Below are 26,348 nucleotides of genomic sequence, written 5' to 3'. Positions count from 1 at the left end.
CGCGCACGTCGAAGCCAAGCCGCCCTAGGGCGGCTTTTTTTATTTCCGAACCGAAAGGACCGACCCATGAGCAAACTCGCTCAACTGCGCGAGCATCGCAACGCCAAGGCTCAGGAAGCCAATGCTCTTTCCAACAAGTACCCGGCCGATCAGCGCATGCCGAGTTCCGAGGCCTCGCAACTTGACACCATCTTGGCCGAGATCGAGGCAATCGATGGCGACATTCAGCGCGAGACCCGCCTGGCTACGCTGGCTGCGGAGCAGACCGGCAACCTGCTGAATCGAGCTCGAGAAGTCGCCACGCGTGATCCGTCCGCGCACAGCGATAACGCTCGCGCTCTGAAGGCGTACTTCCGTGGCGGTCTGCAGGCGCTTGATGCTGAGCAGCTTTCAGCGCACAACGCTCGCGTTACTCCGGACATTCGCGCCGCCATGAGTACCACGACGACGACGGAGGGCGGATTCACGGTTGCCACCGAGTACAACCGGACCATCGAGCAGGCGATGAAGGCCTATGGCGGCATGCTGCAGGCCGCTGACATCATGAACACCGGAAGCGGTGCCACGATGAACTTCCCCACGGGCGATGCCACTGGCGAAGTCGGTGCAATCGTTGGTCAAAACACCACGGTAAGCCGCGCCGATACCGCGTTTGGCAATGTGTCGATGGATGTCTACAAGTACACCTCCAACGACATCGCCATCCCCTGGGAACTAATTCAGGACAGCTTCATTGACATTGAGGCATACATCCAGGAGATCCTGGGCATGCGCCTCGGCCGCATCCTGAACACCCATTGCACCGTTGGCACGGGCACCGGCCAGCCACGCGGCCTCATCACCGCAGCCTCGTCTGGCAAGGTTGGCACAACCGGCCAGACGACCAGCGTCATTTATGACGACCTGATCGACCTTGAGCACTCTGTCGATCCTGCATACCGCTCCCTTCCTGGGGTCGGCTTCATGATGAATGACAGCTCGCTCAAGGTCATTCGCAAGTTGAAGGACAGCCAAGGCCGCCCGATCTTCGTTCCCGGTTACGAGCAGGGCAACCCTGGCGGTGCCCCCGACCGCCTCCTGAATCGTCCGATCTTCATCAACCAGGACATGGCCACGATGGCCGCCAATGCGAAGTCAATCGCTTTCGGCGCATTCAAGAAGTACAAGATCCGCCGCGTGATGGATCTGACCATCTTCCGCATGACCGACTCCGCATTCACCAGGAACGGTCAGATCGGCTTCGTCGCCTTCCAGCGTATGGGCGGCAACTTGGTCGATGTGAGCGGCTCCACGGTCAAGTACTACGCCAACTCCGCAACCTAACCCGAGGGCCGGCCCAGCAATGGGCCGGCATCGCCTATGGCACGAACCAAGAAAGCAGCCGAGGGCCAAGTCGAAGCGCGCGCGCTGGTCGATCTGCCTGACCTCGATGTGAAGTGCGGCGAAGCCTTCGCGGCTGAAGCTGCGGTGATCGAGGGCCTGGTGCAAGCCGGCGCCGCTGACTCGCATCCCGACGCCGTGGCCTACGCCAAGGAACAAACCGCCGAGACCGACTAACCGGACTCAGCCCCTATGCACCCCTCCCGGGTGCATGCGATTGAGCCTGAACCACCTGACCCGCCATGGCGGGTCTTTTCATTTCTGAGGACAACATCATGACGCTGTCGATCTCCGTTGCCGGCCGCAATGCCGAGCTGAATGCGCTGGTCACGCTGCTTGGCGCATCTGCCACGGCCAAGTTCTACAACGGCACAAAGCCTTCGTCGTTCGGCACTCCGGCTGGCACGCTGCTCGCCACGCTTACCTATGGCACCGATGTGACGGCAGCCAACGGCGGCACGGCTGGCAGCGTCGCTTCTGCCGTCCTGACCTTCGGCGGCTTCACCCAGACCAACAGCAGCCACGTGAACGGCACGCCGACGTTCGTGCGGCTCTCCAAGTCGGATGGCACTGCCTGCATCGACGTGGACATTGGCGCGGGCGCCGGGAACATTCAGTTCACCGGCTCTATCGCCAACGGCCAGAACATCACTGGCACGCTGACCCTGACGGCCGGCAACCCCTGATCTGTCGTGGTCGCTCCGTTCGCCCGCACCTACTCGGTCGCCTCTGGGCCGATCAATGGCGGGAGGTTCCCTGGCGGTCTGTTCGCTGGCGCAGTTGCGCTCGGTGACGCTTCGCCGGCCGGGTCGCTGGCGATGAATCAGTCGGCCATGAGTGGCGCGGTGGTGCTGGACTCTGCTACGCCTAGCGGCTCATTCGACGTTCCGCCGTACCCGAACCTCACCAACATCACCAAGACCGGGACGGATGCCTACGCGCCCACTGGCGCCACGCAGTACCCGTTCACGTTCGTGATGCACGCCTCTGGCGGCGGCGCCGGTGCGCTGGACTTCGGCGACAAGTACCAAGCCGATCTGGATGGTCCGCTGGCGTACTCGACCGACACGGTGCTGAAGTGGTCCGCGCGCCTGATCTCGGGCGGCGTCACGGTCTACCCGCAAGACGTTCGCTACGACGCGGTGGCCTCCTGGAACCTGGAGAGCTACCACATGGGCTACACGCACGGCCCAGCCGTGGATGAGATGTACCTCTACACCGAGCGGCGCTATGACCAGTTGCTGCGCTGGGCTGACGCGAACGTACCGCAGGCCCATCCGACCAAGCGCTACGCCTCGGGCGGCTCGATGGGCGCTTGGGGCTGCATGACCTTCGCGCTGCGCCGGCCCAACAGGTTCGCGGCGATCTACCCCGACCGGCCGCGCGTGCGGTACTCGGGCGGCACGAACATCACGGTACCCGACTGGGAATCGGTCAGCCAGGTCTATGACACGGCAGTCAGCTCGCCGAACGTGACGGCTGCTGATGGCGGCGGGACCGTTGCCCAGCACATGAATGCCGTCGCCTACGTGGCGGACACGGCCAATGCCATTCCCTGGGTGGGTTGGAACATTGGCAAGAACGACGGCTTCAGCCCCTTCTCGGACCACATCGCGCTGGTGGCCGCCATGCGCAGCGCAGGCCGTGGCTTCGCGTTCGCGTGGAACAACGGCGACCACAGCACAGGCTCGATTCCCAGCCAGATCACGGCCAGCTACCCGCTGGGCCTCTTCGAGCTTGGCAAGGGCTATCCGGTCTTCAGCGAGCACTCGCTCGACGGCGATCCGTCCACCGATCTGACGGGCGGCATCAATGTCGGCCTGACCTTCCGCAACGTGGTCGAGTCTGCCGGCTCTTGGTCCTGCGAAGTGACGCACATCAGTTCGGCCTGCACCGTCAAGGTCAAGCCGAAGTCTCCCATCTACACCGGCAACCCATCCCCTGTGCTCGTGACCATCCCGGCCGCGAACACCTGGGTGTCGGTCAGCTTCTGAGTACGGCATGGCATCCCCACCATTCGGCGCGATAGGGTCGCTGACCAACGTCAACGGAACAACCAGCGTCACGCGCCCGGCCGCTAGTGCTGGTGACTTGATGCTGCTGGGCGTTGTGGCAGCCTATGGTGATGCCACTATCACGCCGCCAGCCGGATGGACTGCTCTCGCCTCCATCGACCAAGGAAGCGCGTTTGAGTTTGAGCTACGCCTGTACTGGAAGATCGCTGGCGGAAGTGAGCCATCGACGTACAGCGTAGGCATCGGCGGCCAGGGTGGCGGCAATAACTTCGGCTATGGCTGGATCTGGACGTACACCGGGCCAGACGGCACCACGCCGGTTCCGGTTTCAGCGACCCAGCGGAACACGAGCAACAGCACCTCGGCCACCTGCCCGAGCGTCACTACCACAGCAGCCGATCAAACGCTGGTGTGCGTCTATGTCTCTGGCAGCAACAGCATTTCCAACAGCTGGACGCCGCCCAGTGGCATGACTGAGCGGATGGATGCCGGCTCGAATCCTTCCGGGTTCGTTGTTGGCATCGCCGATGTGGCCGTTGCCAGCGCAGGCGCGACCGGCACCAAGACCGCCACGCAGACTTCATCGGCGACGAGCAACTGCATCAGCTTCGCAGTCGCTTCGGTTCCTCCGGCTGCATCGTTTTCCGGCACGGTCACCCTCGACGACGTTTCACCGGCTGGCTCTTTCAGCACGGTCCCGAACGGCAGCTTCAGCGGCAGTGTGACGCTGGACGATGCGAGCCCGAGCGGCAGCTTCTCTCCTGCGCCTGGGACGCTGACGAGTGGTGCCTTGTTGTTCAACAACGGGGCTGCACACACCAGCGCTCCGTTCGAGGCCTACGTCAAGCTGGCCTCGACGGATGCGCCGATTCTGCACAAGACCGGCCTGACCAGTAGCAGCAGCACGACGGTTCCGACCTGCTCGTTTGCTGACGTTGCTGTGGTGGCTGGCACCTCCTATCGCGTGACCTGGCGCCGCACCGATACCGGCGCCGAGGGAACCGAAATCATCGTCGCAACCTGAGCGGCAGCATGAGATCCGTTCGAGTCGATACAACGCGCCTGATTGCCGGCGCGTGCATTGTTTCTGCCTACCCGGGCCACGGCGTTCTCGGCGCAAACGTGCCGGCCGCTGGTCTGGATGGCCCCTCTTACCTCTACCCGGCGCTGAGCCTTCCCGCCGACAACGGCGTGGAGGTTCGCGGCCTGATCACTCGCTGGCCGACGAACGGCACGCTGACACCTGGTGAGGATGGCGTCTTCACCTATGACGGCGCCTCCGACTACTTCGAGTTCCGCCTCGATGCCGATGGCGTGGCCTCGACTACCGATATTGGCTTCGGCCCTGGTATCTGCCGGATCACTCTGACTGTTGGCGGAGCCGGTGGCGGAAGCTTCAGCGGTGCGATTGGCCTCGATGGCGCGACGGTCAGCGGATCGTTTACCGGTGGCGCCGTGTCCAGCTTCTCCGGATCGGTGCAGCTTGCGCCGGCCACCGCTGGAGGCTCGTTCTCTGGCGCTGTCGTGACTGGCGTCCGCGCCGCCCGATCTTCTCGCCGCGCGCCCCGCATGGATGGCGCCGGCCGCCGCAAGCGGCAAACACAGTAGGAATTCCATGTCCTTGAAACTGATCGCTGCACCTGGCGAGGAGCCGGTGCGCCTGGACGAGGCGCGGGCGCATTGCCGCATCACCGATGAAGTCGGCGACGACCTGCTCGGCCTCTACATCACGGCGGCCCGGGAACTGTGCGAGTCGATCACCGGCCGCGTGCTTGTCACGCAGACCTGGGAGCAGACGCTGGACGACTTCCCGCGCGGAGACAAGTCGGACATTCAGCTGCTGCGCCTGCCGGTGCAGTCGGTCCAGTCGGTGGTGTACGTGGACGCGGATGGCGCCGAGCAGACGCTGGCGTCTGACCAGTATGCGACCGACCTGCAGGATGCCGAAGCCTGGGTTCTCCCGGCCGATGGCCTGACCTGGCCGACGACTGACGACGTGATCAACGCCGTGAAGGTCCAGTTCGTGGCCGGCTACGGCGACGCCGCCTCAGTGCCAAAGCAGCTCAAGGTGTGGATCTTGGCGACCGTCGCCATGTTCGCCACCCAACGAGAGGCCGTGGACATGACCGGCCGAGTTGGCGCGCTTCCTGAGCGCCTGATCGACCGAATGCTCGACTCATATCGGGTGTACTGATGCTCGCAGCAGGCCAACTCCGGAACCAGATCAAGCTGCAGGCGCCAGCCAGTGGCGAGGATGCGCTCGGTCAGCCCTCGGTGGGCTGGATCGACGTTGTGACGCTGTCGGCAAACATCAGGCACATGAGCGGCGCCGAGGCCATTCGTGCCGGCGCGACTGGCTCGACGGTCAAGGCATCGATTCGGATTCGCTGGCGCGAGGGTGTGACGGCGGCCATGCGCGTGCTGTACGGCTCCACGGTCTACAAGATCACCGCCGTGCTGCCTGACGGTGGCCGCGAGTTCGTGGACCTGGTTTGCGAGGTGGAATCTTGAGCGGCGGCGCGCACAGCTTCAGCATGGGCGTCGACCTGCGCGGCCTGGAGTCCTACCTGGACCAGCTTGGCGACGCTGCCGAAGAAGCCGCGCTGCCGGCGTGTGCTGCGGTGGCGAAGGTGTACTACGACGCGGCGCGCTCGTTCGTTCCGCGCTCGTCGAAGGCTCATTACTTCTACGGCTCGTCCTACAAGACGACGAAGAAGCGCTACGGACCCTATAACCCCGGCAACCTCCAGGCATCCATCTACCGCGTCTATTCGAAGGACAACAGCGCACCAGGTCGGGCGGTCTATCACGTGTCCTACAACTACAAGGACGCTCCCTATGCGCACATGGTCGAGTTCGGCACCTCGACCAGCGCCCCGCATCCCTTCATCCGCCGCGCCATGTACAGCCAGGCCGTGCAGAAAGAAGCCCTCGATGCCGGCGAGAAGGTGCTGATGGCTGCAATCGACAAGGCGGCAGCATGAGCGTCGAAGCCGAACTGACCACGCTGCTGAAGACGGTCTGCCCGCGCGTGTACCCGGACGTTGCGCCGGCCGGCGTTGCGCGGCCCTACGTGACCTATTCGGGGATCGGCGGCAAGCCGATGCGGTTCCTTGACAACACGGCCGGAGACAAGCGCAACACCATCATGCAAGTCAGCGTGTACAGCTCGACTCGCGCCCAAACGATGGACTTGATCCGCGCGATTGAAGAACTGCTGTGCGGCAGTGCGACCTTGGTCGCCATGCCGATGGACGAGCCCTACAGCACCTACGAAGAAGACGCAGATCCTCCGATCTACGGCGCGAATCAGGACTTCTCGATCTACACCAACCGATAGCGGCCGAAAGGCCAACCAAGCAAGCCCGCCCGGGAAACCGAGGCGGGCTTTTTCATGCCCGATGAGGGCGAAACCCAACCCGCCCTCGTGCGGGTTTTTTCATTTCTGAAAGGCCCACATCATGGCTTCCGTACCTACCGGCACCACGTTCGCCGTCGCGACCGCGTTCGGCTCCACCAAGACGGTTTCGGCTGTCACCAACGCCACCGAAGCCGTGTGCACCAGCACGGCCCACGGCCTGGCGAATGGTGACGTTGTTGAAGTCACCAGCGGCTGGGGGCGCCTGAACAAGCGCTACGCCCGCCTGAAGTCGGTGACGACCAACGACTTCACGCTCGAAGGCATCGACACCACCAACACCACGTACTTCCCGGCCGGCAGCGGCACGGGCTCGGTGCGCAAGGTCAACACCTTCACCACCGTGGGCCAGATCACGGGCGCCAGCTCCAGCGGCGGCGATCCGAAGACGGTCTCCTACAAGTACATGGACAGCGACGTTGAATACAACATCAACGACGGCTTCTCTGCCACCAGCTACTCGCTGGACATCGACGCCGACGCCATCGGCTCCGGTGGCTACAGCGCGCTGAAGTCGCTGACCGAAGTGCAGACGGACACCTGCCTGCTGATGACGCTGCGCAACGGCTCGAAGGTCTACCAGCCCTGCACCGTGGCTCTGAACGAGTCGCCCTCGCTGCAGGACGGCCAGATCAACAAGGTCAAGGCCGCCTTCAACGGCAACAACCGACTGACCCGCTACGCCTCCTGATCACCGGGGCGTCTAGCCCCATCCCCAGCACCGACCTGGCCGGTTCCTCCCAATCGCGGGGAGGGCCGGCTGGGCACGGGCATTCCAACTCCCCGCGAAGGACCAATCACATGGCCAAGATCATCCTGGGCAAGCGCCCGACCTCGTTCAAGCACGTCGTCAAGTTCCCCCTGTTGGACGGCACCGAAGGCGCCATCGAGTGCGTCTTCAAGTACCGCACCCGCAAGGAGTTCGGCGCCTTCATCGATGGCATGTTCACCGACTCCGGCGCTGCGGCCCCGGCTGACGAGAAGTTCTCGATGGCCAAGCTGATGGACAGCACCGTCGAGAAGAACGCCGACTACCTGCTCGAGGTGCTGGAAGGCTGGAACCTCGACGAGAAACTGAACCGCGACTCGGCCGCCCAGCTCTGCGACGAACTCCCTGGCGCTGCCGTGGCGATCATGAACGAGTACCGCGCTGCGGTGCTGGATGGCCGCCTGGGAAACTGACCACGGCCGCGAAAGCGGCCTTCTTCGTTCTCCCCAAGGATGGCACGTTCACCCTTGAGGACTACGGCTTCGATTCCGTCGAAGTCTGGCCCGAGAACTGGCCGGCCTGGCGTCTCTTCTGCGAGATCTCCGGCCAGTGGCGCATCGCCGGCATGAACGGCGTCCGCTTCGCCCTTGACTACACCCCGCTTTTCGCTCGCATGGAACGGCTTGGCCTTTCCGATGACGAGTGGAACGACCTCTTCGCTGACATACGCGTGATGGAAGCGGCCGCGCTCGAACAGATGCGCGACAACGAGACCTGAAACCCATGAGCGAAAACCAAAAGCCTCAGATCAAGCTGGAGGTTGACTCGACTGAGGCCCGAAAGGGCTTCAACGAGATCAAGGATGCCGCTCGGGACATGGCCACGTCTGTCAATGAGGCGGGCAAGAAGGCGGGGGCAGGTCTTGAGGGAATCGGCGACGGCGCGCCGAAGTCTGCGGAGAAGCTGGACCGGGCCACCAAGTCGATCATCGGCTCCATCGAGCGCACCACGGCTGCGATGAAGGCCGGCGAACGGGGCACGGCGAGCTACTTCGAAACTCTGGCGAGTCAGCGCGGCGTCAGTGCCGACACGCTCAAGCCGTACCTTGACCAGCTGCGCCAGGCCGAGGCCGCGCAGAAGGCGGCGCAAGGCTCTCTCGACAAGATGGGCGTCAGCGCCGCCCAGACTGCGGCCGCCCTCCGAGGCGTCCCGGCGCAGTTTACGGACATAGTGACTGCCCTGCAGGGCGGCCAACAGCCGCTGACTGTCTTCCTGCAGCAGGGCGGCCAGTTGAAGGACATGTTCGGCGGAGCCGGCAATGCGGCACGCGCGCTCGGTGGCTATGTCCTTGGACTGGTCAACCCGTTCACGGTCGCCGCCGCCGCTGTCGTCGGGCTTGGTGTTGCGTACTCGATGGGCGCGGCCGAGGCCAAGGAATTCGAAAAGACCCTGATCCTCAGTGGCAACCAGGCCGGCAAGACGGCTAGCCAGCTGATGGACATGGCCGCTGCCGTGCGCTCGATGGGCGCAGGCACGCAGGGCAGGGCGGCCGAGGTCATCAACCTGATGGCCTCCGACTCCAAGATCGGAGCGGACAACATTCAGCGCTTCACCGCTGCGATCCTCCAGATGGAGCGAGCAGGCGGTCCGGCCGCTGAAGAACTGGTGAAGCAGTTCGCTTCGCTGGCGAAGTCTCCGCTTGAGTCTGCCCTCAAGCTCAACGAGACCACGGGATTTCTGACCCGCTCGGTCTACGAGCAGATTCGCGCGCTTGAGGACGCCGGCAGGACTACTGATGCAGCGAAAGTTGCCCAGGAAGCCTATGCGCGCGCTGTTGAGCAACGAAGCCCTGAGCTCGTCAAAAACCTTGGCTACGTCGAGAAGGCGTGGCTAGGCATCAAAGACGCCGCCAAGGGCGCGATCGACAACACGCTCAGCGTCGGCCGTGTCTCAACTGCTGATTCAGTTCGTCGGAAGCTACTCGATCTATCGACAAAGTCTCTGGCGGTCGATCCTGATTCCGTTGCTGGCAAGAGCCTCCAAAGGCAGACGGCCGACCTCGAACGCCAACTCGTCGTCCTTGAAGCAAAGGAGCGAATTGAAGCGAAGGCAGCTGCAGCGAAGGCTGAGGAGGGCAGGCAGGTAAAGCTTCTTGGAGATTTCAACAAGGAATCCCTCCAGTTCGCTTCAAAGCAAGTTCAGCAAGAAAAGGAACTTGCAGCGGCGCGCGTGAAGTACCAAGAGCTTGTCGAGGCAGGGCTGATCAGCTCAAAGCAGTATCGTGATCTGCTTGCAGGCATTCGCGACAAATTCGACGACAAGGGCGCCAAGTCAGAAGTCGACAGCATCAAAGCGAAGATCGTCGAAACGCAGAAGTACATCGACCTTCTGCGTGCCGGTCGCGGCGAAGAGGCAAAGCAGACCGAAGGCGAGAAGCTCGTCGCACAGTTGCAAGAGCAATTGCGCGGCCGCATGGACGGCATAACTCGCGGCTACAAAGAGCAGGCCCTGGCGCAGGCTCAGAAGCTGGTGGCGGTGGAGCGTGACTCTCTCGAAACTGAAAAGCTGTACAAGTACGTAGCCCAGGCTACTGACGCATATCGCAAGCAGATTGCCGAGACGGTGAAGTCGGCCGATGCAATCGAGCTGCAGGCACAGAAGCAAGACGCTGCGAACAAGGTCTTCGGCGAGTCGAAGACCGCCATCGAAGAGATGGTGCTGGCTCAGAAGAAGATCGAGCGCACCAAGTTCCTGGAAGGCGAGTTGGTCGACCCTGCGCAGCTCGCTGCACTTGACAGTGGGATCAAGGCGCAAGAGCACCTTGTCGATTCGCTCCGTACCGCAGACTTCAACAGCGTCAATCGTCGAATGGACGAATGGCTCCGCTCTGCGAAAGAGGCGGAGGCCATTGCTGCCAGCGAACTCCGAATTGTCGGCCTCGGAAGCGCTGAGCGCGCAAAGGTGCTGCTCACTCGTGAAAGCGAGTTGAAGCTGGCGAAGCAGATCGCGGAGATTGACCGCTCTTCGTTCGACGAAGCGCAGAAGAACTCGCTCAAGGACAAGGCGAAGGCTGCAGCAAAGATCGAGCTTGATGTGAATCTCGATAGGGATGCACTCAAGGCGATTGACGAGTACCTCGACCCATCGCGTGCCCAGTCCTTCGGGGCCGCTCTGTCTGATGCGTTCGGAAATGCAGGCAACAGCCTGGCAAAGCTCTCATCGTCGCTTGGCGAGTACGCTCGTCAGCAGGCTCAGGTGGCCGACCTGCGCAGCCGCCTCGCGGATATTAAGGATCCTGCAGAGCGTCAGCGCGAGGCGCTTCGCCTGTCGATGCGCTCACAAGAGCAGAGCATTGGCCTCTACGCCAACATGGCCGGCGCCGCGAAGGGCTTCTTCGCCGAAGGCTCGCGCGGCTACAAGACCTTGCAGGCCGCCGAAGATGCCTTCCGGGTCTACCAGCTTGCCAGCGATCTGCAGAAGGGTCTGAGCGCTGCTGCTGTCGGCATTGCAAACCAGGCGCAGGGCGATCCCTACTCCGCAATTCCTCGCATGGCTGCCATGGCAGCGATCATGGCTGGCCTCGGCTTCGCTGTCTCTGGCGGTTTCGCTGGTGGCGGCTCTACCGGTGGCGACGGCGCCAAGCAGGCTACGGGAACCGGAACGGTCTTCGGCGACGCGCAGGCCAAGAGCGAGAGCATCGCCAAGAGCATCGACCTGCTGTCGGACACGGCAAAGATGCAGCTGTCCACCCAGTCGGGCATGCTGGCGGCGCTCAAGAGCATCGAGGCCAACATTGGCGGGCTGTCCGGCTTGATCCTTCGCTCCGGCGTTGTCTCAGGCGACACGGCGAGCCAGTTCGGCATTCGCGAGGGATACGGCCTGAACGCATTCAATGCCTTCGGGAAGACTGCGCTCGGCATCCTGGACAGTTGGACGGCCGGCGTCTTCACGAAGCTGATGGGCAGCAAGACGACCATCACAGGCAATGGCCTGTTCTCTGGTCCGCAGAGCCTTGGCAGCATCTTGACCGGTGGCCTGAACCTTCAGGACTACGCCGACGTGAACTCGAAGTCGAAGTTCCTCGGCATCACCTACAGCAACAAGAACTCGACCCAGTACCAAGCCTCTGACCCGGTGCTGAAGCAGCAGTTCGGCCTGGTGTTCCAGAGCTTCGCCGACGCCCTGAAGCTGGCCTCCGTGCCGCTCGGCGCCTCGCTCGATGAGGTGGTCGGCCGCATCAACTCCTTCACCGTCGACATTGGCAAGATCGACCTGAAGGACCTGACCGGCCAGCAGATCCAGGAGAAGCTGAGCGCAGTCCTCGGAGCAGCCGGCGACAGCATCGCGTCTGCAGCGCTCCCAGGCCTGAACGACTTCCAGAAGATCGGCGAAGGCTACCTCGAGACCGTGATCCGGGTCGCCTCGGGTGTGGAGACGGCCAGCGCATCGCTGGACCTTCTCGGCATCCAGGCGATCAAGTTCACCGGCGTGGCCCAGAAACAGGGCGACGTTGGCGCGGAGATCGTGCGCCAGTCGATCAAGGCCTTCGAGTCCCTCGACGGCTCTCTGTCCGGCATCGGCGCGATCATCGACTCGCTGTCCGGTTCCGCTGAAGAACTGGCCCAGGCCTACACCGAACTGGACGGCGCGCGCCAGGTGCTCATCGCTGTCGGCAAGAGCGGCGACTCTCTGACCGCAGCCATGCTGCGCGGCGCCGGTGGTCTTGACAATCTCAAGTCCTCGCTCGAAACCTACTTCGATGCGTTCTTCACCGATCAGGAGAAGGCCGCCGCGAAGCAGGCACAGCTGGCCGCCGACTTCGCCAAGATCGGCATCACCTCTGCGCCCACCAGCCGCGAGGCCTTCAAGGCCCTCGTCTCTGGAATCGACACCAGCACCGAGGCCGGGCAGAAGTTCTATGCCCAGGTGATCGGCCTGGCCGGCGCCTTCGACGAAGCGCTGAAGGCGACCGAGAAGCTGGCCGGTGGGGTCTCCAACCTCCAGGACGTGCTGAGCGGCCAGGCGAAGACCCGTTCGGGCCTTCAGGTCGATCTGCTCACCGCTCAAGGTGATGCGGCCGGCGCAGCAGCCCTCAAGCGTCAGCTTGACTTGGCTGGCATCACGGGCGGCCTGAGCGCAGCTGACGCGGCTGCGGTAGCAGCCTCCTACGACCTCACCGAGGCCCTGCGCGCGCAGATCAAGGCGACGCAAGAAGCGGCAGCAGCAGCCCAGCGGGTGCTGAGCGAGCGCGCCGGCCTGGAAACCCAGCTCCTGCAGGCTCAGGGCGATACGGCCGCACTGCGCGAACGCGAGCTCGCGGCCCTCGACCCGTCGAACCGTGCACTGAAGCAGATGATCTATGCCCTGGAAGACCAGGCCAAGGTCTCGGCGAAGGCGGCAGAGGCGGCGCAGAAGGTTACCGATGCAATGGCCGGCCTCGGCGACACCCGCTTCGACCTCGAGAACCAGCTTCTGTCGCTGAGCGGCAATGACGCTGAGGTGTTGCGCCGCACCCGCGAGCGCGATCTCGCTCGACTCACCGAGGGCATGAGCGCCGAGGACGCAGCCAAGATCGCCGCAGCCTATGACTTCAACACCGCGCTGAAGCAGCAAATCGACTCCACGAATGCAGCTGCTCAAGCAGCAGAGGCAATAGCCAAGGCCCAACAGCAGGCCGCTGAGGATGCCCGGCGCGCCGCAGAAGAGCAGCAGCGAGCAGCTGAGCAGATCAGCAGCGCGTGGAAGTCTGCTGCCGACAGCGTTCTCGATGAAGTGGCTCGTATTCGCGGCCAGATCGCTGGAGACTCGAGCGAGAGTCTTGCCCAGGCCCAGACCAGGCTCGCCATCACCCAGGCTCAAGCCAAGGCCGGCGACCTGAACGCCTTCAAGCTCCTGCCAGGACTGAGCCAGGCCATGCTCAGCATCGCCGAGCAGCAGTCCGTGAGCTTCGCGGACCTGCAGAGCCTCCGTGCTCGGACGGCCGCAGGACTGGAGGGGACGGCGAACCTGCTCGCCTCTCAGTACGGCGTGGCGAAGGCTGTAGCAATCACCGGTGTGACACCAACGACCGCTGCGCAGACCGCGATTCAGCCGGCGAGCTTCACGCCCACTCCAGCCACCAGCGGCACCGAATCGATGGTCGAAGAACTCAAGTCCTTGCGCGAGCAACTGATCGAGCTGCGCAAGCAGATCGACGTATCGAACAACAACACCGGCCGCGCGGCTGAAGCGCTCGAAGGCAATCAGAGCGTGCCGATCCTTGTGGAGATCGCGCCATGAACGGCCCGCAAATCCTGGTGCCGCTAGAGATCACCGACACCTCGCTCTACAGCAGCACCATCGCCGAGCCTGACACAACCATTGGTGAGGCTGCCTGGATCTCCGGCCACACGTATGCCATCGGTGACGAGGCGATACGCGTCGAAACGCATCGCGTCTACCGGCGCGAGTCGGCTGGTGCTGGAACGATCCCACCCGAAGACGACACGGCCAACTGGACGGACATTCGACCGACCAACAAGTGGGCCGCGTTCGATGGCGAGATCAGCACTCAGAGCCGTGATACCGAGGCGCTGACCTATGTCCTGCGCCCCGGCTTCTTCAACTCGGTGTCAGTCTACGGCGCAGATGGTGAAAAGGTCCGCGCCATCGTCAAGGACGCCCCTGGCGGCTCGGTGATCTTTGACCAAGAGGTTGACCTGATCGAGCCGGTGCCCGATTGGTATGAGTGGTACTTCTCGCCGATCAGGGCCGCGACCAAGGCCGTGTTCAGCGAAATCTTGCCTTACCCGGATGCCGAGCTGACGATCTCCGTCACCTCTAGCCCTGGTGTGGCGGTCAAGTTTGGATTGATTGCTGTCGGAGACCTGCGCGGCCTGATCTCCGGCGGCGGCTGGGGCGGAACTCTTGGCGGCGCCAAGGCTGAGCCGCGCTCCTTCTCCTACATCAAAACAGAAATCGACGGCACGACGCGGATCGTCAAGCGCCGCGCTGCCACTGACACCTCATTTTCTGTCGCGATGCCTCGGGAAATTGCCGACTACGCACTTGTCTGCGTGCAAGAGGTGCTCGACGTGCCCTGCGCAGTAATTGCCTCAAGTGGCCCTGGCTTTCAGGGCTTGAACAACTTCGGCCTGGTCTCTGGGTCGATGAGCTATGACAGCTTTGGCACTGCCACGCTGACCCTCAATGTGAAAGGACTGGTATGACCTCACCAGTGGTCCCGCCGACCATGACTGCGCCGCCCCCGGCTCCTGACCGGGCTAACAGAAACACGTTCAGTCAGCTCGCGACGGATCTGGCTGCCTTCAACAAGAACACGGGCGTGCCTGAAATGCAGTTGGCGATAGACAGCGCACACACGAACGCTGTCAGCGCTTATGAATCTGCTGTCAATGCAGACTCACGCGCCACCGCTGCAGAAGCCAGCCTGCAAGCTGCGCTCCTGGCCCTGGCGGCCCCGAAGTGGAATGCGGCAACCAACTACGCAGTCGGCGACACAGCTTGGTCCCCGATCAATGGCCTGTCCTACCGGCGACTCATTGCCGGTACCACTGCAACCGACCCGAGCGCCGATGCGACGAATTGGGTTGTGATCCCTCAAACGGATTTCCGCACGGCCGCCATCGCTGGCGCGAATCGCTGGCTTCGATTCTCTGGGTCGAACGGCGGCAATCCAGTCCTCGACTCGACTGCAGGCGCTCCGCAGATCAACGGCGGCGTTGTGCAGCACTATTCCGGCGTGGTGCAGGAGCTTGGTTACCTTGACATGCCGATCCAGTCGCTCAGCTCGAGCCGGAACCTGGCCGCCGCTGACAGATCCATGGCCCTTTGCAAGACCTCGGCGAGTGTCTACACCCTCACGATCCAGCAGGACGCAACCCTGAATCTTCCGATCGGCTTCGCATTCCGAGTCGTCAATGACAGCTCGACTGCCTTGAACATCGCTCCGTCTGGTTCCGCTTCTCTGGTCCGCGCGCTCACTGGTTCCACCGGCTCCCGCACCGTGGCGGCCGGTGGTGAGGCCATGGTGCAGAAGCTGGCAGCCAACCGCTGGCGCATCAGCGGGATGGGCCTCACATGAGCGGGATCATGATGGCCTGCTCTGGCGGGTCCGCTGCCGATGCTGTCGCGGTGATTTCGCCGGGTCTCGGCAAGGGCCAGAGCACACCCAGCACCTTGGCCGGTGGATACATCTACTTCGATCCTGACGGCTCGCTGTCCTATGGCGGCATCAACACCGACCAGAGCGTTCCGGGCGGAACCATGTGGGCCTCATCGCTCGACGCTGCCAACGGGTACAACTTCTTCATTCGCGCCACGATCACCGCAGGTAGTTCGTTCACGCCTACCAATGGCACGAACGTCGCTGGCGTCTGGTACCCGATGACCTCGCGCATCTGGTTCGAGCTGTTCAACAACGGCACCGGTGGAAGTACCACCACCTTCACGGTCGAAATCAGTCTCACGCCTGATGCGCTGAACATCGTCAGCACTTCACCAGGCATGCAAGTGGCCTTCAACCACTAAAACCGCGCGGTCCCCATGCAAGCAGCCAAGACACTGCCGGCCATGTGCCTGGTGGCGGCTGCTGCATGCCTGCTTCTCGCCTGCGGTGGCGGCGGCCCAATACCGGAGGCCAAAGCGTCGCAGCCCAGACCGCTGACGGTGGTCATCGGCGACAGCATCACGGCCGGCTATATCCCGACAGCGGGGGCCTTGCAGCTCCGGCAGGACTTGAGCTACACAGCGGACCTTCCTGGTGATGTGGTCACGGCAGCGGTGGGCGGCGCCAGCACCTCGGCGGCACTGAGCGGACAGGTCGAATGGCTACGCGGCATCCCTGCCGACGTGGTGGTGATCTTGCTTGGCACCAATGACGCAGCCCAGGGTGTTGACCGACAGCAGGCCCTGACCAACGTGAGAAGGATTGCCCAGGCCTGGCCACGTGCGCGGCTTGTGATCGTCTCGCCTCCGCGCTGGGATCAATCGCTTGATTCTTGGCTCGGACCATGGTCCACCGATCTTCGGGCCTTCGCTGAAGAAAGCGGTGCGCGGTTCGTTGACCTGTACGCAGCCAGCCGTAGCGACTGGTTCTGCCACCCCACCGACCACCACCCATGTGCCAATGCTCACCGAGAGATTGGCGCGCTGATTCGTTCCTCCGTTCAAGGTGTACTTGCCAATGGCTAATGACGACGCATCTCCGGCGCTCTTGAAAGTGCTGTGGGCCTGGCTCTTTGTGGGCCTTTCGCAGATGAGCCCGCTCCAGTGGATTCAGTTTGTTGCCGCTATTGCCGCCACCATCTATTCGCTGGTGCAGACCTGGCTGGCAATCATGGACAGGATCATTCGTGACAAGCCGGCAAAGGTTAGGCGCAAATGATCACCCTTGCCGATTTCTTCATGGGCCGGCGCGAGCAGTACCCGCTGGCCATGTCTCCATCCATCGAGCGCGAGGCCTTGCGGACGGTCGAGATCGTCAACAAGCTATTGGCCCAGGCCATGAGCTACGGCGTAGACCTGACTCACAAGCACCCGCAGACCGGCACTCTGGTGGCTTCTGGCTGGCGCCCGCCGACCCTCAATGCAGCCACTCCGAATGCAGCGCCCAACTCCAAGCACATGACCGGCCAGGCGCTGGACGTGTACGACCCGGACGGCGAGCTCGACGACTGGCTCATGACCGGCGAGGGCCAGGCCGCGCTGACTGCCCTGGGCCTGTGGCTCGAGCATCCAAGCGCCACCAAGAGCTGGTCCCATCTTCAGACCGTGCCGCCGAAATCCGGCCGGCGCGTCTTCTACCCATGAGGTGAATCATGAACTTCGACACCATCGGAGGCCGCCGCTTCCTGCTCACCGTTGGCTGCGGCGCCGTGACCAGCGCCCTGCAGTTCATGGGCAAGCTGGACCCGGCCGGCACGACCTACGCGGCGGTGATCATCGGCACTGTCGGAGCCTATGTGGCTGGGAACACGGTGCAGAAGATCAAGCAGCCGGCCGCGCAATGAACCCCTACGCCTGGATTGCCGCTCTGGCTCTCGCTGCTTTCTGCTACCTGCTTGGCCGCCATGATGGGCGCCAACTGGCAGACGGAGAGAAGGCCATCGCTGAGCGTGTTGCCGACAAAGCGGCTCAGGCCGGCCGCGAGTCTGTGGCCAAGGCCATCAGCGAAATCACCGTCCGCCACACCACCGTCCAAAACGCCATCGAGCGGGAGGTTCGCAATGTCCCGGTCTACACCGATCCTGATTGCCGCGTTGGCCCTGACGGGCTGCGCCTCCTCAATGCCGCCATCGCGGGAACCGGACAAGTCTCTGGTTCTCCTGAACTGCCCGCCTCTGGCGCCTCTCGCTGACGACTCTTTCGGTGCGGTAGTGCTCAAGCTGTCCGAGGTTGCCGGCCAGTATCACCGTTGCCGAGCAGCCGCGCTGACGCCTCCATGATCGTCCGCTACTTCGTCGCCGGCCGGCACCTCATGACCGACACCGAGCACCCGGCGCCGCGCAAGGGTGACGAGCGGCGGATTGACGGCCGCTGGTGGGAAGCAGACCGGGTGATCACCTGCATCGAGGATTGCCCGCCCGATGAGGTGTGGGTGCTGCTCAAGATGGCGCAGCCGCCTGAAATCTGGCCGCTCGGGCACCCATGAGCAGACCTAGCGATCCTTGCCAGGAATCCGCATTCCCACGTCAGAGGTGGAGAACAGGCGCACATCATCCGGCCCGTCGGGGCAATCTCTGATCTCGCAGCTACCAGGCACGCGCTCGGCGGTGGGGTCGCGCTTCATGGCCTCTGCGACCGTGAACCGGCAGGGCGACTTGCGGCGCCGGCCGAACTCGTCGGTCATCATCCAGAACCAGATTTCAGTTGGGGTAGGCATGGCGCCATCATGCTCCTGGCGGTGGCTCGTGGGGTGAGCCAGTATGCCGATATTGAACTCCGGCAACGTGTTCAAATGGCGCTCGCAAGTTGTTGATTTATAACGGCTCAAAACACCGATTCCGAGTCAAAAAAATAGGCCGCAAATGCTACGTAAGTTGTTGATGCGCAAGCCAAAAATGGCTGTTCTTTTCGTGTGCTCGGGCAATATCTGCCGGTCACCCACCGCTCAGGCGGTGCTGGAGAAGCGATTGGCCGAACTGGGGGCGGACAAGGTCGTGGCGGTGGATTCGGCCGGCCTGGAAAGCTTCCATGTCGGCGAGGCGCCGGACAAGCGCTCGCAAAAGCATGCGGCCGAGCGGGGGTACGACCTGTCGCGCCAGCGGGCCCGGCGTTTCGAGCGTGCGGATTTCGAGCGCTTTGACCTGGTCCTGGCCATGGATGAAGGCCACCTGGCCTCCTTGCGCAAGCGCTGCCCGCCGGAATTGCAGGACCGCGTGGCCTTGCTGCTCGGCGATGCCGAGGTGCCTGACCCGTTTTACGGCCCACCGGCCGGTTTTGAGCGGGTGCTGGACCTGGTCGAACCGGCTTGCGCCCGCTTGGCGGCCGACCTGGCTGCCCGCGCCCGGGCTCGCTAGCCCCAGCCGGCGTAGGGCTTTCGGGGGGGCCGCCAGGGCGCCGCCGGCAAGCCTCCTGATAATTGAGTAAAATACTCGGACTTACCAAGGGTTTACCCGCCAAGATCCTCTCAAGGCGGGCTTGAATCCTCGGGAATGGGCAGTACCTGGATCCCTGGCCGCTGCCACAGGGCTGACCCGCCGGGTTGGCCTGGACCTTCAGGAGCTTGATATGCGTCTTACCACCAAAGGCCGTTTTGCCGTCACCGCGATGATCGATCTGGCCCTGCGCGAAAACGGCGGCCCGGTCGCCCTGGCCGCGATCAGCCAGCGGCAGCAGATTTCGCTGTCTTACCTGGAGCAGCTGTTCGGCAAGCTGCGTCGCCATGAGCTGGTGGAAAGCACTCGCGGCCCGGGCGGCGGCTACTCGTTGGGGCGCAAGTCCAGCGAGATTACTGTGGCCGACATCATCGTCGCCGTCGATGAGCCCATCGACGCCACCGGCTGCGGTGGCAAGGAAAACTGCATGGGCGAGGACACCGGCAAGTGCATCACGCACGAGCTCTGGACCAGCCTGAACGCCAAGATGATCGAGTACCTCGACTCGGTTTCGCTGCGCAAGCTCGTGGAAGATCAGCTCGCCAAGGGCGTGACCATCGAGGAAGCGCCGATCAAGCGTGCCATCTCCTCGGTGCCCGTGGTCAAACCCATCCGCATTACTGCCCCTAATTCGGTCTTTGCCCTCGGCAACGCCTTCACCAAATAAGCAGCTGCACAAGAAGAAGTCTCATGGACATGACGCCTCACTTCCCCATCTACATGGATTACGGCGCGACGACGCCGGTGGACCCGCGCGTGGTCGACGCCATGATTCCCTGGTTGCGCGAGCATTTCGGCAACCCGGCCTCCCGCAGTCATGCCTGGGGTTGGGAGGCGGAGGCCATCGTCGAGAAGTCACGTGAGCAGGTGGCAGCGCTGATCGGCGCGGACCCGCGCGAAATCGTCTGGACCTCGGGCGCGACCGAGTCCAACAACCTCGCCATCAAGGGTGCGGCGCATTTCTACCAGAGCCGTGGCAAGCACATCATCACGGTCAAGACCGAGCACAAGGCCGTGCTCGACACCACGCGTGAGCTGGAACGCCAGGGCTTCGAGGTGACTTACCTCGCCGTCAAGGAAGACGGCCTGCTGGACCTGGAGGTCTTCAAGGCCGCGCTGCGCCCGGACACCATCCTCGTGTCGGTCATGTTCGTGAACAACGAAATCGGCGTGATCCAGGACATTCCGGCCATTGGCAGCATCTGCCGCGAGCGCGGCATCATCTTTCACGTCGATGCGGCGCAAGCCACGGGCAAGGTGGAGATTGACCTGGCCACGCTGCCGGTTGACCTGATGAGCCTGGCTTCGCACAAGAGCTACGGCCCCAAGGGCATTGGCGCGCTCTACGTGCGCCGCAAGCCGCGCGTGCGCCTTGAAGCCCAGATGCACGGTGGCGGCCATGAGCGCGGCATGCGCTCGGGCACCTTGCCCACGCACCAGATCGTAGGCATGGGCGAAGCCTTCCGCATCGCCCGCGAAGAGATGGCCGCCGAGAGCGTTCGCATCCGTGCCCTGCAGCAGCGTCTGCTGAATGGCCTGAAGGACATCGAGCAGGTCTTCGTCAACGGCGACATGGAACGCCGCGTCCCCCACAACCTGAACATCTCGTTCAACTACGTGGAGGGCGAGTCGCTGATCATGGGCATCAAGGGCATCGCTGTGTCCTCGGGCTCGGCCTGCACCTCAGCGAGCCTGGAACCCAGCTATGTGCTGCGCGCCCTGGGCCGCAGCGACGAGCTGGCGCATTCCTCGCTGCGCATGACCATCGGCCGCTTCACGACTGAAGAAGAAATCGACTACGCGGTGACGACGCTGAAAGACCGCGTTGCCAAGCTGCGTGAGCTGTCCCCGCTGTGGGATATGTACAAGGATGGCATCGACCTCTCGACCATCCAGTGGGCGGCTCACTGAGCCCCACGACGACAGATCAGGAGAATCAAAATGGCATACAGCGACAAGGTCATCGACCACTACGAGAACCCCCGCAACGTCGGCGCCTTCGAGAAGGGCGACGAGACAGTCGGCACCGGCATGGTCGGCGCGCCGGCCTGCGGCGACGTCATGAAGCTGCAGATCAAGGTCAATCCGGCCACCGGCTTGATCGAGGACGCCAAGTTCAAGACCTATGGCTGCGGCTCGGCCATCGCCTCCAGCTCGCTGGTGACTGAATGGGTCAAGGGCAAGAGCCTGGACCAGGCACTGTCGATCAAGAACACGCAGATTGCCGAAGAGCTGGCTCTGCCGCCGGTCAAGATCCACTGCTCCATCCTCGCTGAAGACGCGATCAAGGCCGCCGTGGACGACTACCGCGCCAAGCACACGCAATAAACAAGGGAAGTTCGCCGATGTCCGTCACCCTGACCGAAGCGGCTGCGCGCCACGTCACCCGCTACATCGCCAAGCGCGGTCGTGGCGTGGGCGTGCGCCTGGGCGTCAAGACCACCGGCTGCTCGGGCCTGGCCTACAAGCTGGAATACGCCGATGACTTTGCGCCTGAGGATGTGATCTTCGAAGGCCATGGCGTGAAGATCCTGATCGACCCGAAGAGCTTGCCTTACCTGGACGGCACCGAACTCGACTTCGTGCGCGAGGGCCTCAACGAGGGCTTCAAGTTCCGCAATCCGCGCGAGAAAGACCGCTGCGGCTGCGGCGAGTCCTTCCGCGTGTAAAGTCCGCCGCGCTTCAACATCACGTGGCGCGGCTTTGTGGCCGCGCTTTTTGCTTTCTTCACCCACCATGCGCCTCGACGACGACGACTTCAGCCTGTTCGGCCTGCCCCAGCGCTTTGCGCAGGATGCGGCCGACATCGAGTCGCGCTGGAAGGCCTTGGCCGCCAAGGTCCATCCCGACAAGTTCGCCGCCGAGGGGGCTGCGGCTCAGCGCCAGGCCATGCAATGGGCCTTGCGAGTGAACGAGGCGCACCAGCGCCTGCGAGATCCGCAGAAGCGCGCCGGCTACTTGTGCGAGTTGCGCGGCGCGGCACTGCAAGCCAATGAGAACACCAGCATGCCAGCGGCCTTCCTGATGGAACAGATGGAGTGGCGTGAGGCGCTGGACGAGGCGCGCGGCGTGGATGAGGTGGAAGCGCTGGACGAGCAGGTGCTGGCGCGCGAGCGAGGCTTGCTGGCCGAGGCCGGCCAACTGCTCGACGAAAAGAATGATCCGGCCGAGGCGGCCAAGCGGGTGAGGGCGCTGATGTTTGTCGCCCGCTTCCGCGCCGATATCGATAAGCGCCTCGAGGCGTTGGGACAATAAGACCATGGCATTGCTGCAGATCTCCGAACCCGGCCAGTCGCCCAATCCGCATGAGCGACGCATTGCGGTCGGCATCGACCTCGGCACCACGCATTCGCTGGTCGCCTCGGTGCGCCATGGCGTGGCCGAATGCCTTCCGGATGAGCAGGGCCGCGTGATCCTGCCCTCGGCCGTTCGTTACCTCGACGAAGGCCGCCGCCAGATCGGCGCCGAGGCTTTCGAGGCCCAGGCCGAGGACCCGGAAAACACCGTCGTCTCTGTCAAGCGCTTCATGGGCCGCTCGCTGGCCGATATTGCGGGCCGCGAGAAGCTGCCCTATCGCTTCGAAGACACGCCGGGCATGCTGAGCCTGCAGACCCGCCATGGCCTCAAGTCGCCGGTGGAGGTGTCGGCCGAGATCCTGGCGACGCTGCGCTACCGCGCGGAAGACAGCTTCGCCGACGACCTTTTCGGCGCCGTCATCACGGTGCCGGCCTACTTTGATGACGCGCAGCGCCAGGCGACGAAGGACGCGGCTCAACTGGCCGGCCTCAATGTCCTGCGCCTGATCAACGAGCCCACGGCTGCGGCAATTGCCTATGGCCTCGACAACAGCAGCGAAGGCCTCTACGCGGTCTACGACCTCGGCGGCGGCACCTTCGACATCTCGCTCCTGCGCCTGACCAAGGGTGTGTTCGAGGTCGTGGCTACCGGCGGCGATGCTGCGCTGGGTGGCGATGATTTCGACCGCGCGCTGGCCGATTGGGCGCTGGCGCAAGCGGGTCGCAGCGCGGACAGCGCGCACGACAAGCGCGCCGTGCTGGTAGCAGCACGACAGGCCAAGGAGGCCTTGTCGTCCGCTGAGTCGACGGCGCTGCATTGCGTCCTTGATCAGGGCGAACTGAACGTGATCGTCAGCCGTGCTCAGTTCGAGGCCTTGGCCGAGCCCTTGATTGCCAAGACGCTCAGCTCGGTGCGCCGCGTGCTGCGCGACGCCAAGCTCAAGGCCGATGAGGTGCAGGGCACGGTGATGGTGGGCGGCTCGACCCGCATGCCTTGCGTGCGCGCCGCCGTGAGCCAGCTGTTCGGCCGCGAGGTGCTGACGAACCTGAACCCCGATGAAGTTGTCGCGCTGGGCGCGGCCGTCCAGGCCAATCAACTTGCCGGCAATGCGGCCGATGGCGAGATCCTCTTGCTGGACGTGATCCCGCTGTCGCTGGGTCTCGAGACCATGGGCGGCCTGGTCGAGCGCGTGATCGAGCGCAATGCGACCATCCCCATCGCCAAGGCGCAAGACTTCACGACCTTCAAGGACGGCCAGACCGCCATGGCCATCCATGTGTTGCAGGGCGAGCGTGAGTTGGTGAGCGAGTGCCGTTCGCTGGCACGCTTCGAACTGCGTGGCATTCCGCCGATGGTGGCGGGTGCGGCGCGCATCCGCGTGAGCTTTCAGGTCGATGCCGACGGCTTGCTGAGCGTCTCGGCCAAGGAGCTGGGCTCCGGTGTCGAGGCGGCGGTTCAGGTGAAGCCGAGCTATGGCCTGTCGGACGATCAGATCGCCGGCATGCTGAAGGACGGTTTCGCATCGGCCGAGTCCGACATGCAAGCCCGCGCCTTGCGGGAAGCCCGTGTGGAAGCCGAGCGCATGCTGCTCGCCACGCATTCGGCCCTGAATGCCGATGGCGACCTGCTGACGGAAGCCGAACGCGCCGACATCGCTGCGCTGCTCACGGCCATGAGCGAAACCGCCAAGGGCGAAGATTCGCATGCCATCGATGCTGCCGTCGAAGCACTGGCCAAGGGCACCGAGGCCTTCGCCGCTGCGCGCATGAATCGCGGCATCCACCAGGCCCTGGCCGGCCGCAATATCGATCAGGTTTGAACCGAGGCCCCCATGCCCATCATCAAGATTCTTCCGCACGCTGAGTACTGCCCAGAAGGCAAGTCGCTGACCGTGCCTGCCGGCACCTCGATCTGCGAAGCGCTGCTGGACAACCACATCGACATCGAACACGCCTGCGACCAGGTCTGCGCCTGCACCACCTGCCACGTCATCGTGCGCGAGGGCTTTGCCTCGCTGTCCGAGATGGAAGAGGGCGAGGAAGACATGCTGGACCGCGCCTGGGGCCTCGAAGCCAACTCGCGCCTCAGCTGCCAGGCCATCCTGGGCCAGAAGGACGTGACCGTCGAGATCCCGAAGTACTCGATCAACCACGCCAAGGAAGGCTGATGAAAGTTCTGGGCTTCGAGTCCAGCTGCGACGAGACCGGTGTTGCCCTGGTCGAGTTCAACGAAGGACAGGGCAGCGCGCCGCGTCTGCTGGCCGATGCCTTGCACAGCCAGATCGCCATGCATCAGGCCTATGGCGGCGTGGTGCCCGAGCTGGCCTCGCGCGACCACATCCGGCGCGTGATTCCCTTGACTCGCGAAGTCTTGGTGCGCGCCAATGCGACGCTGGCGGATGTCGATGTCATCGCCTACACGCAGGGGCCAGGTCTTGCTGGCGCCTTGCTGGTTGGCGCTGGCGTGGCCGCTTCGCTGGCCGCTGCGCTCGGCAAGCCGACGATGGCGGTCCATCACCTGGAAGGGCATCTGCTCTCGCCGTTCTTGTCCAGCGACCCACCGGAGTTTCCATTCGTGGCCTTGCTGGTTTCGGGCGGTCACACGCAGTTGATGCGCGTCGATGAAGTCGGCAGCTATGAGTTGCTGGGCGAGACGATTGACGATGCGGCTGGCGAGGCCTTCGACAAGAGCGCCAAGCTGCTCGGCCTGCCTTACCCCGGAGGACCGCATCTCGCCAAGCTGGCGGAGAGCGGCAATCCCGAAGCCTTTGCCCTGCCGCGCCCGTTGATGCACAGCGGCAAGCCCGATTTCAGCTTTGCCGGCTTGAAGACGGCCGTGCTGACCCAGGTGAAGAAACTGGGCGATGCGCCGACCGAGCAGCAACGCGCCGATCTGGCGGCGTCAACGCAGGCCGCCATCGTCGAAGTGCTGCTGAAGAAATCCTTGATGGCCTTGAAGGGATCCGGGCTCAAGCGGCTGGTGGTCGCGGGTGGCGTGGGCGCGAACAAGAAGCTGCGTGAGCAGTTGAACGCGGCCTGCGCCAAGCGCAGCATCCGCGTTCACTACCCGGAGCTGAGCCTGTGCACCGACAACGGCGCCATGATCGCCATGGCGGCCGCGCTGCGCCTGCAACGCGGCATCGCTGCACCGGCGCCCAGCGGCGGCGGATTCGAGGTCCGGCCGCGCTGGGCTTTGGGCGCAATCAGCTGACGCTCAGGTCGCCGGCACCGGCCGGCACGCGCTTGGCCAGCGAGAGGGTCAGCACGCCGTTGTCCAGCTTGGCTGTCGAGCCGGCTTGGTCGAGTTCAAGGGGCAGGGCGATGCTGCGCGAGTAGCGCGTCACCGAGCGCTCTCGGTGCAGGATGCGCTCGCCTTCGGGCAGGGCGGCCGGCAGTGGCTGCTCGGCGTCGATGCTGACGCGGCGACCTTCGATGCGGATCTTCACGGCCTCCTTGGCAACACCGGGCAGGTCCAGTTGCAGGGTGTAGCCCTGCTCGGTTTCGCTGACATCCAGCGCAGGGCTGCGCAGGGCGCGGGCGTCGGGATCGACATTGAACAGGCGTTCGATGCGTTGCGACAGGTCGGCGGAATGGCGGGTCATGGGGATCACGAACATGGTCTTGGCTCCTGTGGAGGTTGGGTTGCAAGGCACGCTGCGGCGCCCATGGATCCCAAACTTGGCCCGCGCCCAGGGCTTTCAAGAGCCTCAAGAAATATGGATTCATGGGGCTTGGAAGCCGGTCAAAGGTCCCCAAGTCCGGCTGCTTGGCCATTTCCCGGCGCGCCGGTTCTGGCCGTCCGTCCGACTTGGGCTACAATCCGCAGGTTTTGCCGCTTGGCCTTTGCTGGCCCGGTGGTGAATCAAGGCACGGCACGGGTCGGTTTCACCTGTGACCGCAAGTTAAAACCTGGAAACCGTCTGCGAGCTCGCA

General features: G+C 63.7%; 34 protein-coding genes. 32 read left to right on the top strand and 2 right to left on the bottom strand.

The genetic code is table 11. The features are described from left to right. Positions 1 to 66 precede the first annotated feature (66 nt). The 23 genes from J7U46_RS09620 (at position 67) to J7U46_RS09510 (ending at position 18,173) form a co-directional block, all read left to right on the top strand. On the top strand, positions 67 to 1,323 hold the full coding sequence (locus J7U46_RS09620; RefSeq protein WP_282825203.1) for a phage major capsid protein: 1,257 nt from the start codon (positions 67 to 69) through the stop codon (positions 1,321 to 1,323). Between the two features lie 36 nt (positions 1,324 to 1,359). Continuing rightward, a complete protein-coding gene (locus J7U46_RS09615) occupies positions 1,360 to 1,557 on the top strand; it encodes a hypothetical protein (RefSeq protein ID WP_282825201.1) in 198 nt (65 codons plus the stop codon). A 98-nt stretch (positions 1,558 to 1,655) separates the two neighbouring features. After that, a complete protein-coding gene (locus tag J7U46_RS09610; RefSeq protein WP_282825199.1) occupies positions 1,656 to 2,066 on the top strand; it encodes a hypothetical protein in 411 nt (136 codons plus the stop codon). 132 nt (positions 2,067 to 2,198) lie between these two features. Beyond that, positions 2,199 to 3,374, top strand: a complete 1,176-nt coding sequence (locus J7U46_RS09605; RefSeq protein ID WP_282825197.1) for an alpha/beta hydrolase-fold protein — start codon at positions 2,199 to 2,201, stop codon at positions 3,372 to 3,374. A 7-nt stretch (positions 3,375 to 3,381) separates the two neighbouring features. After that, complete coding sequence (locus J7U46_RS09600) at positions 3,382 to 4,419, top strand: hypothetical protein (protein WP_282825195.1); 1,038 nt, start codon at positions 3,382 to 3,384, stop codon at positions 4,417 to 4,419. 8 nt (positions 4,420 to 4,427) lie between these two features. Further along, positions 4,428 to 5,003, top strand: a complete 576-nt coding sequence (locus tag J7U46_RS09595) for a hypothetical protein (protein WP_282825193.1) — start codon at positions 4,428 to 4,430, stop codon at positions 5,001 to 5,003. Positions 5,004 to 5,010: 7 nt separating this feature from the next. Next, positions 5,011 to 5,589, top strand: a complete 579-nt coding sequence (locus tag J7U46_RS09590; RefSeq protein WP_282825191.1) for a head-tail connector protein — start codon at positions 5,011 to 5,013, stop codon at positions 5,587 to 5,589. After that, positions 5,589 to 5,906: a phage head closure protein gene (locus J7U46_RS09585; protein ID WP_282825190.1), complete on the top strand. Its 318-nt coding sequence runs from the start codon at positions 5,589 to 5,591 to the stop codon at positions 5,904 to 5,906. Before J7U46_RS09590 ends, J7U46_RS09585 begins: the two co-directional genes overlap by 1 nt. 23 nt (positions 5,907 to 5,929) lie before the next feature. Continuing rightward, positions 5,930 to 6,379 (top strand): HK97-gp10 family putative phage morphogenesis protein, encoded by a 450-nt coding sequence (locus tag J7U46_RS09580; RefSeq protein ID WP_282825188.1) that lies wholly within the window; start codon positions 5,930 to 5,932, stop codon positions 6,377 to 6,379. Continuing rightward, positions 6,376 to 6,735 (top strand): DUF3168 domain-containing protein, encoded by a 360-nt coding sequence (locus J7U46_RS09575; protein ID WP_282825187.1) that lies wholly within the window; start codon positions 6,376 to 6,378, stop codon positions 6,733 to 6,735. Before J7U46_RS09580 ends, J7U46_RS09575 begins: the two co-directional genes overlap by 4 nt. A gap of 121 nt (positions 6,736 to 6,856) precedes the next feature. Beyond that, complete coding sequence (locus J7U46_RS09570; RefSeq protein WP_282825186.1) at positions 6,857 to 7,504, top strand: phage tail tube protein; 648 nt, start codon at positions 6,857 to 6,859, stop codon at positions 7,502 to 7,504. A gap of 110 nt (positions 7,505 to 7,614) precedes the next feature. Then, the gene (locus J7U46_RS09565; RefSeq protein WP_282825185.1) at positions 7,615 to 7,995 is read left to right on the top strand and encodes a phage tail assembly chaperone; all 381 of its coding nucleotides are present in this window, start codon (positions 7,615 to 7,617) and stop codon (positions 7,993 to 7,995) included. After that, complete coding sequence (locus J7U46_RS09560) at positions 7,914 to 8,300, top strand: DUF1799 domain-containing protein (protein ID WP_349239490.1); 387 nt, start codon at positions 7,914 to 7,916, stop codon at positions 8,298 to 8,300. Before J7U46_RS09565 ends, J7U46_RS09560 begins: the two co-directional genes overlap by 82 nt. 5 nt (positions 8,301 to 8,305) lie before the next feature. Next, positions 8,306 to 13,801, top strand: a complete 5,496-nt coding sequence (locus J7U46_RS09555; protein WP_282825184.1) for a phage tail length tape measure family protein — start codon at positions 8,306 to 8,308, stop codon at positions 13,799 to 13,801. Next, positions 13,798 to 14,730 carry a hypothetical protein gene (locus J7U46_RS09550; RefSeq protein ID WP_282825183.1) on the top strand — a complete coding sequence of 311 codons (933 nt, stop codon included), beginning with the start codon at positions 13,798 to 13,800 and terminating at the stop codon, positions 14,728 to 14,730. Before J7U46_RS09555 ends, J7U46_RS09550 begins: the two co-directional genes overlap by 4 nt. A 23-nt stretch (positions 14,731 to 14,753) precedes the next feature. Continuing rightward, on the top strand, positions 14,754 to 15,605 hold the full coding sequence (locus J7U46_RS09545) for a hypothetical protein (RefSeq protein WP_282825182.1): 852 nt from the start codon (positions 14,754 to 14,756) through the stop codon (positions 15,603 to 15,605). Next, positions 15,602 to 16,051, top strand: coding sequence for a hypothetical protein (locus J7U46_RS09540; protein WP_282825181.1), 450 nt, complete (start codon positions 15,602 to 15,604; stop codon positions 16,049 to 16,051). The genes J7U46_RS09545 and J7U46_RS09540 overlap by 4 nt, the downstream gene beginning before the upstream one ends. 15 nt (positions 16,052 to 16,066) lie before the next feature. Continuing rightward, complete coding sequence (locus J7U46_RS09535; RefSeq protein ID WP_282825180.1) at positions 16,067 to 16,714, top strand: SGNH/GDSL hydrolase family protein; 648 nt, start codon at positions 16,067 to 16,069, stop codon at positions 16,712 to 16,714. After that, positions 16,707 to 16,907 carry a hypothetical protein gene (locus J7U46_RS09530; RefSeq protein ID WP_282825179.1) on the top strand — a complete coding sequence of 67 codons (201 nt, stop codon included), beginning with the start codon at positions 16,707 to 16,709 and terminating at the stop codon, positions 16,905 to 16,907. Before J7U46_RS09535 ends, J7U46_RS09530 begins: the two co-directional genes overlap by 8 nt. Then, complete coding sequence (locus tag J7U46_RS09525) at positions 16,904 to 17,332, top strand: hypothetical protein (protein ID WP_282825178.1); 429 nt, start codon at positions 16,904 to 16,906, stop codon at positions 17,330 to 17,332. Before J7U46_RS09530 ends, J7U46_RS09525 begins: the two co-directional genes overlap by 4 nt. An 8-nt stretch (positions 17,333 to 17,340) precedes the next feature. Beyond that, positions 17,341 to 17,532, top strand: coding sequence for a hypothetical protein (locus J7U46_RS09520; RefSeq protein WP_282825177.1), 192 nt, complete (start codon positions 17,341 to 17,343; stop codon positions 17,530 to 17,532). Further along, positions 17,529 to 17,879: a hypothetical protein gene (locus J7U46_RS09515; RefSeq protein ID WP_282825176.1), complete on the top strand. Its 351-nt coding sequence runs from the start codon at positions 17,529 to 17,531 to the stop codon at positions 17,877 to 17,879. The genes J7U46_RS09520 and J7U46_RS09515 overlap by 4 nt, the downstream gene beginning before the upstream one ends. 84 nt (positions 17,880 to 17,963) lie before the next feature. After that, on the top strand, positions 17,964 to 18,173 hold the full coding sequence (locus J7U46_RS09510) for a hypothetical protein (protein WP_282825175.1): 210 nt from the start codon (positions 17,964 to 17,966) through the stop codon (positions 18,171 to 18,173). 6 nt (positions 18,174 to 18,179) lie between these two features. Here J7U46_RS09510 and J7U46_RS09505 read toward each other — a convergent pair whose 3' ends face one another. Beyond that, positions 18,180 to 18,515, bottom strand: coding sequence for a hypothetical protein (locus tag J7U46_RS09505; protein ID WP_282825174.1), 336 nt, complete (start codon positions 18,513 to 18,515; stop codon positions 18,180 to 18,182). Positions 18,516 to 18,582: 67 nt separating this feature from the next. Here J7U46_RS09505 and J7U46_RS09500 point away from each other — a divergent pair, with 67 nt between their 5' ends. The 9 genes from J7U46_RS09500 (at position 18,583) to tsaD (ending at position 25,626) form a co-directional block, all read left to right on the top strand. Further along, positions 18,583 to 19,041 (top strand): low molecular weight protein-tyrosine-phosphatase, encoded by a 459-nt coding sequence (locus J7U46_RS09500; RefSeq protein ID WP_282825173.1) that lies wholly within the window; start codon positions 18,583 to 18,585, stop codon positions 19,039 to 19,041. Positions 19,042 to 19,252: 211 nt separating this feature from the next. After that, positions 19,253 to 19,786: a Fe-S cluster assembly transcription factor gene (locus J7U46_RS09495; protein WP_282826188.1), complete on the top strand. Its 534-nt coding sequence runs from the start codon at positions 19,253 to 19,255 to the stop codon at positions 19,784 to 19,786. Between the two features lie 23 nt (positions 19,787 to 19,809). Beyond that, positions 19,810 to 21,030 (top strand): IscS subfamily cysteine desulfurase, encoded by a 1,221-nt coding sequence (locus J7U46_RS09490; RefSeq protein WP_282825172.1) that lies wholly within the window; start codon positions 19,810 to 19,812, stop codon positions 21,028 to 21,030. Positions 21,031 to 21,060: 30 nt separating this feature from the next. Next, positions 21,061 to 21,447: a Fe-S cluster assembly scaffold IscU gene (gene iscU, locus J7U46_RS09485; protein WP_282825171.1), complete on the top strand. Its 387-nt coding sequence runs from the start codon at positions 21,061 to 21,063 to the stop codon at positions 21,445 to 21,447. A gap of 17 nt (positions 21,448 to 21,464) precedes the next feature. Further along, positions 21,465 to 21,788 (top strand): iron-sulfur cluster assembly protein IscA, encoded by a 324-nt coding sequence (gene iscA / locus J7U46_RS09480; RefSeq protein WP_282825170.1) that lies wholly within the window; start codon positions 21,465 to 21,467, stop codon positions 21,786 to 21,788. A gap of 67 nt (positions 21,789 to 21,855) precedes the next feature. Continuing rightward, positions 21,856 to 22,374, top strand: a complete 519-nt coding sequence (gene hscB / locus J7U46_RS09475) for a Fe-S protein assembly co-chaperone HscB (protein WP_282825168.1) — start codon at positions 21,856 to 21,858, stop codon at positions 22,372 to 22,374. A 4-nt stretch (positions 22,375 to 22,378) separates the two neighbouring features. Further along, positions 22,379 to 24,235 carry a Fe-S protein assembly chaperone HscA gene (gene hscA, locus J7U46_RS09470; RefSeq protein ID WP_282825166.1) on the top strand — a complete coding sequence of 619 codons (1,857 nt, stop codon included), beginning with the start codon at positions 22,379 to 22,381 and terminating at the stop codon, positions 24,233 to 24,235. Between the two features lie 12 nt (positions 24,236 to 24,247). Then, positions 24,248 to 24,583 (top strand): ISC system 2Fe-2S type ferredoxin, encoded by a 336-nt coding sequence (fdx, locus tag J7U46_RS09465; protein ID WP_282825164.1) that lies wholly within the window; start codon positions 24,248 to 24,250, stop codon positions 24,581 to 24,583. Further along, the gene (tsaD, locus tag J7U46_RS09460) at positions 24,583 to 25,626 is read left to right on the top strand and encodes a tRNA (adenosine(37)-N6)-threonylcarbamoyltransferase complex transferase subunit TsaD (protein WP_282825162.1); all 1,044 of its coding nucleotides are present in this window, start codon (positions 24,583 to 24,585) and stop codon (positions 25,624 to 25,626) included. Before fdx ends, tsaD begins: the two co-directional genes overlap by 1 nt. Here tsaD and J7U46_RS09455 read toward each other — a convergent pair. After that, on the bottom strand, positions 25,619 to 26,032 hold the full coding sequence (locus J7U46_RS09455; protein WP_282825160.1) for an Hsp20/alpha crystallin family protein: 414 nt from the start codon (positions 26,030 to 26,032) through the stop codon (positions 25,619 to 25,621). The two genes, tsaD and J7U46_RS09455, sit on opposite strands and share 8 nt — an antisense overlap. Positions 26,033 to 26,348 lie beyond the last annotated feature (316 nt).

Source organism: Pelomonas sp. V22, from assembly GCF_030014915.1.
Taxonomy (GTDB): Bacteria; Pseudomonadota; Gammaproteobacteria; order Burkholderiales; family Burkholderiaceae_C; genus JAUASW01.
The sequence above is the reverse complement of the archived record's forward strand: the minus strand, read 5'-3'. Positions and strand labels throughout refer to the sequence as shown.

Bases quoted from the DNA above. Each gene is read 5' to 3' on its own strand.
- J7U46_RS09600 (WP_282825195.1), top strand. From the start codon at position 3,382: ATGGCATCCCCACCATTCGGCGCGATAGGGTCGCTGACCAACGTCAAC.
- J7U46_RS09550 (WP_282825183.1), top strand. From the start codon at position 13,798: ATGAACGGCCCGCAAATCCTGGTGCCGCTAGAGATCACCGACACCTCG.
- J7U46_RS09530 (WP_282825179.1), top strand. From the start codon at position 16,707: ATGGCTAATGACGACGCATCTCCGGCGCTCTTGAAAGTGCTGTGGGCC.
- J7U46_RS09545 (WP_282825182.1), top strand. From the start codon at position 14,754: ATGACTGCGCCGCCCCCGGCTCCTGACCGGGCTAACAGAAACACGTTC.
- hscB (WP_282825168.1), top strand. From the start codon at position 21,856: ATGCGCCTCGACGACGACGACTTCAGCCTGTTCGGCCTGCCCCAGCGC.
- hscA (WP_282825166.1), top strand. From the start codon at position 22,379: ATGGCATTGCTGCAGATCTCCGAACCCGGCCAGTCGCCCAATCCGCAT.
- J7U46_RS09620 (WP_282825203.1), top strand. From the start codon at position 67: ATGAGCAAACTCGCTCAACTGCGCGAGCATCGCAACGCCAAGGCTCAG.
- J7U46_RS09535 (WP_282825180.1), top strand. From the start codon at position 16,067: ATGCAAGCAGCCAAGACACTGCCGGCCATGTGCCTGGTGGCGGCTGCT.
- J7U46_RS09525 (WP_282825178.1), top strand. From the start codon at position 16,904: ATGATCACCCTTGCCGATTTCTTCATGGGCCGGCGCGAGCAGTACCCG.
- J7U46_RS09455 (WP_282825160.1), bottom strand. From the start codon at position 26,032: ATGTTCGTGATCCCCATGACCCGCCATTCCGCCGACCTGTCGCAACGC.
- J7U46_RS09490 (WP_282825172.1), top strand. From the start codon at position 19,810: ATGGACATGACGCCTCACTTCCCCATCTACATGGATTACGGCGCGACG.
- J7U46_RS09590 (WP_282825191.1), top strand. From the start codon at position 5,011: ATGTCCTTGAAACTGATCGCTGCACCTGGCGAGGAGCCGGTGCGCCTG.
- J7U46_RS09510 (WP_282825175.1), top strand. From the start codon at position 17,964: ATGATCGTCCGCTACTTCGTCGCCGGCCGGCACCTCATGACCGACACC.
- iscA (WP_282825170.1), top strand. From the start codon at position 21,465: ATGTCCGTCACCCTGACCGAAGCGGCTGCGCGCCACGTCACCCGCTAC.
- J7U46_RS09610 (WP_282825199.1), top strand. From the start codon at position 1,656: ATGACGCTGTCGATCTCCGTTGCCGGCCGCAATGCCGAGCTGAATGCG.
- J7U46_RS09580 (WP_282825188.1), top strand. From the start codon at position 5,930: ATGGGCGTCGACCTGCGCGGCCTGGAGTCCTACCTGGACCAGCTTGGC.
- J7U46_RS09500 (WP_282825173.1), top strand. From the start codon at position 18,583: ATGGCTGTTCTTTTCGTGTGCTCGGGCAATATCTGCCGGTCACCCACC.
- J7U46_RS09565 (WP_282825185.1), top strand. From the start codon at position 7,615: ATGGCCAAGATCATCCTGGGCAAGCGCCCGACCTCGTTCAAGCACGTC.
- J7U46_RS09575 (WP_282825187.1), top strand. From the start codon at position 6,376: ATGAGCGTCGAAGCCGAACTGACCACGCTGCTGAAGACGGTCTGCCCG.
- J7U46_RS09595 (WP_282825193.1), top strand. From the start codon at position 4,428: ATGAGATCCGTTCGAGTCGATACAACGCGCCTGATTGCCGGCGCGTGC.
- J7U46_RS09585 (WP_282825190.1), top strand. From the start codon at position 5,589: ATGCTCGCAGCAGGCCAACTCCGGAACCAGATCAAGCTGCAGGCGCCA.
- J7U46_RS09515 (WP_282825176.1), top strand. From the start codon at position 17,529: ATGAACCCCTACGCCTGGATTGCCGCTCTGGCTCTCGCTGCTTTCTGC.
- J7U46_RS09615 (WP_282825201.1), top strand. From the start codon at position 1,360: ATGGCACGAACCAAGAAAGCAGCCGAGGGCCAAGTCGAAGCGCGCGCG.
- J7U46_RS09520 (WP_282825177.1), top strand. From the start codon at position 17,341: ATGAACTTCGACACCATCGGAGGCCGCCGCTTCCTGCTCACCGTTGGC.
- iscU (WP_282825171.1), top strand. From the start codon at position 21,061: ATGGCATACAGCGACAAGGTCATCGACCACTACGAGAACCCCCGCAAC.
- J7U46_RS09570 (WP_282825186.1), top strand. From the start codon at position 6,857: ATGGCTTCCGTACCTACCGGCACCACGTTCGCCGTCGCGACCGCGTTC.
- J7U46_RS09555 (WP_282825184.1), top strand. From the start codon at position 8,306: ATGAGCGAAAACCAAAAGCCTCAGATCAAGCTGGAGGTTGACTCGACT.
- tsaD (WP_282825162.1), top strand. From the start codon at position 24,583: ATGAAAGTTCTGGGCTTCGAGTCCAGCTGCGACGAGACCGGTGTTGCC.
- J7U46_RS09540 (WP_282825181.1), top strand. From the start codon at position 15,602: ATGAGCGGGATCATGATGGCCTGCTCTGGCGGGTCCGCTGCCGATGCT.
- fdx (WP_282825164.1), top strand. From the start codon at position 24,248: ATGCCCATCATCAAGATTCTTCCGCACGCTGAGTACTGCCCAGAAGGC.
- J7U46_RS09495 (WP_282826188.1), top strand. From the start codon at position 19,253: ATGCGTCTTACCACCAAAGGCCGTTTTGCCGTCACCGCGATGATCGAT.
- J7U46_RS09605 (WP_282825197.1), top strand. From the start codon at position 2,199: ATGAATCAGTCGGCCATGAGTGGCGCGGTGGTGCTGGACTCTGCTACG.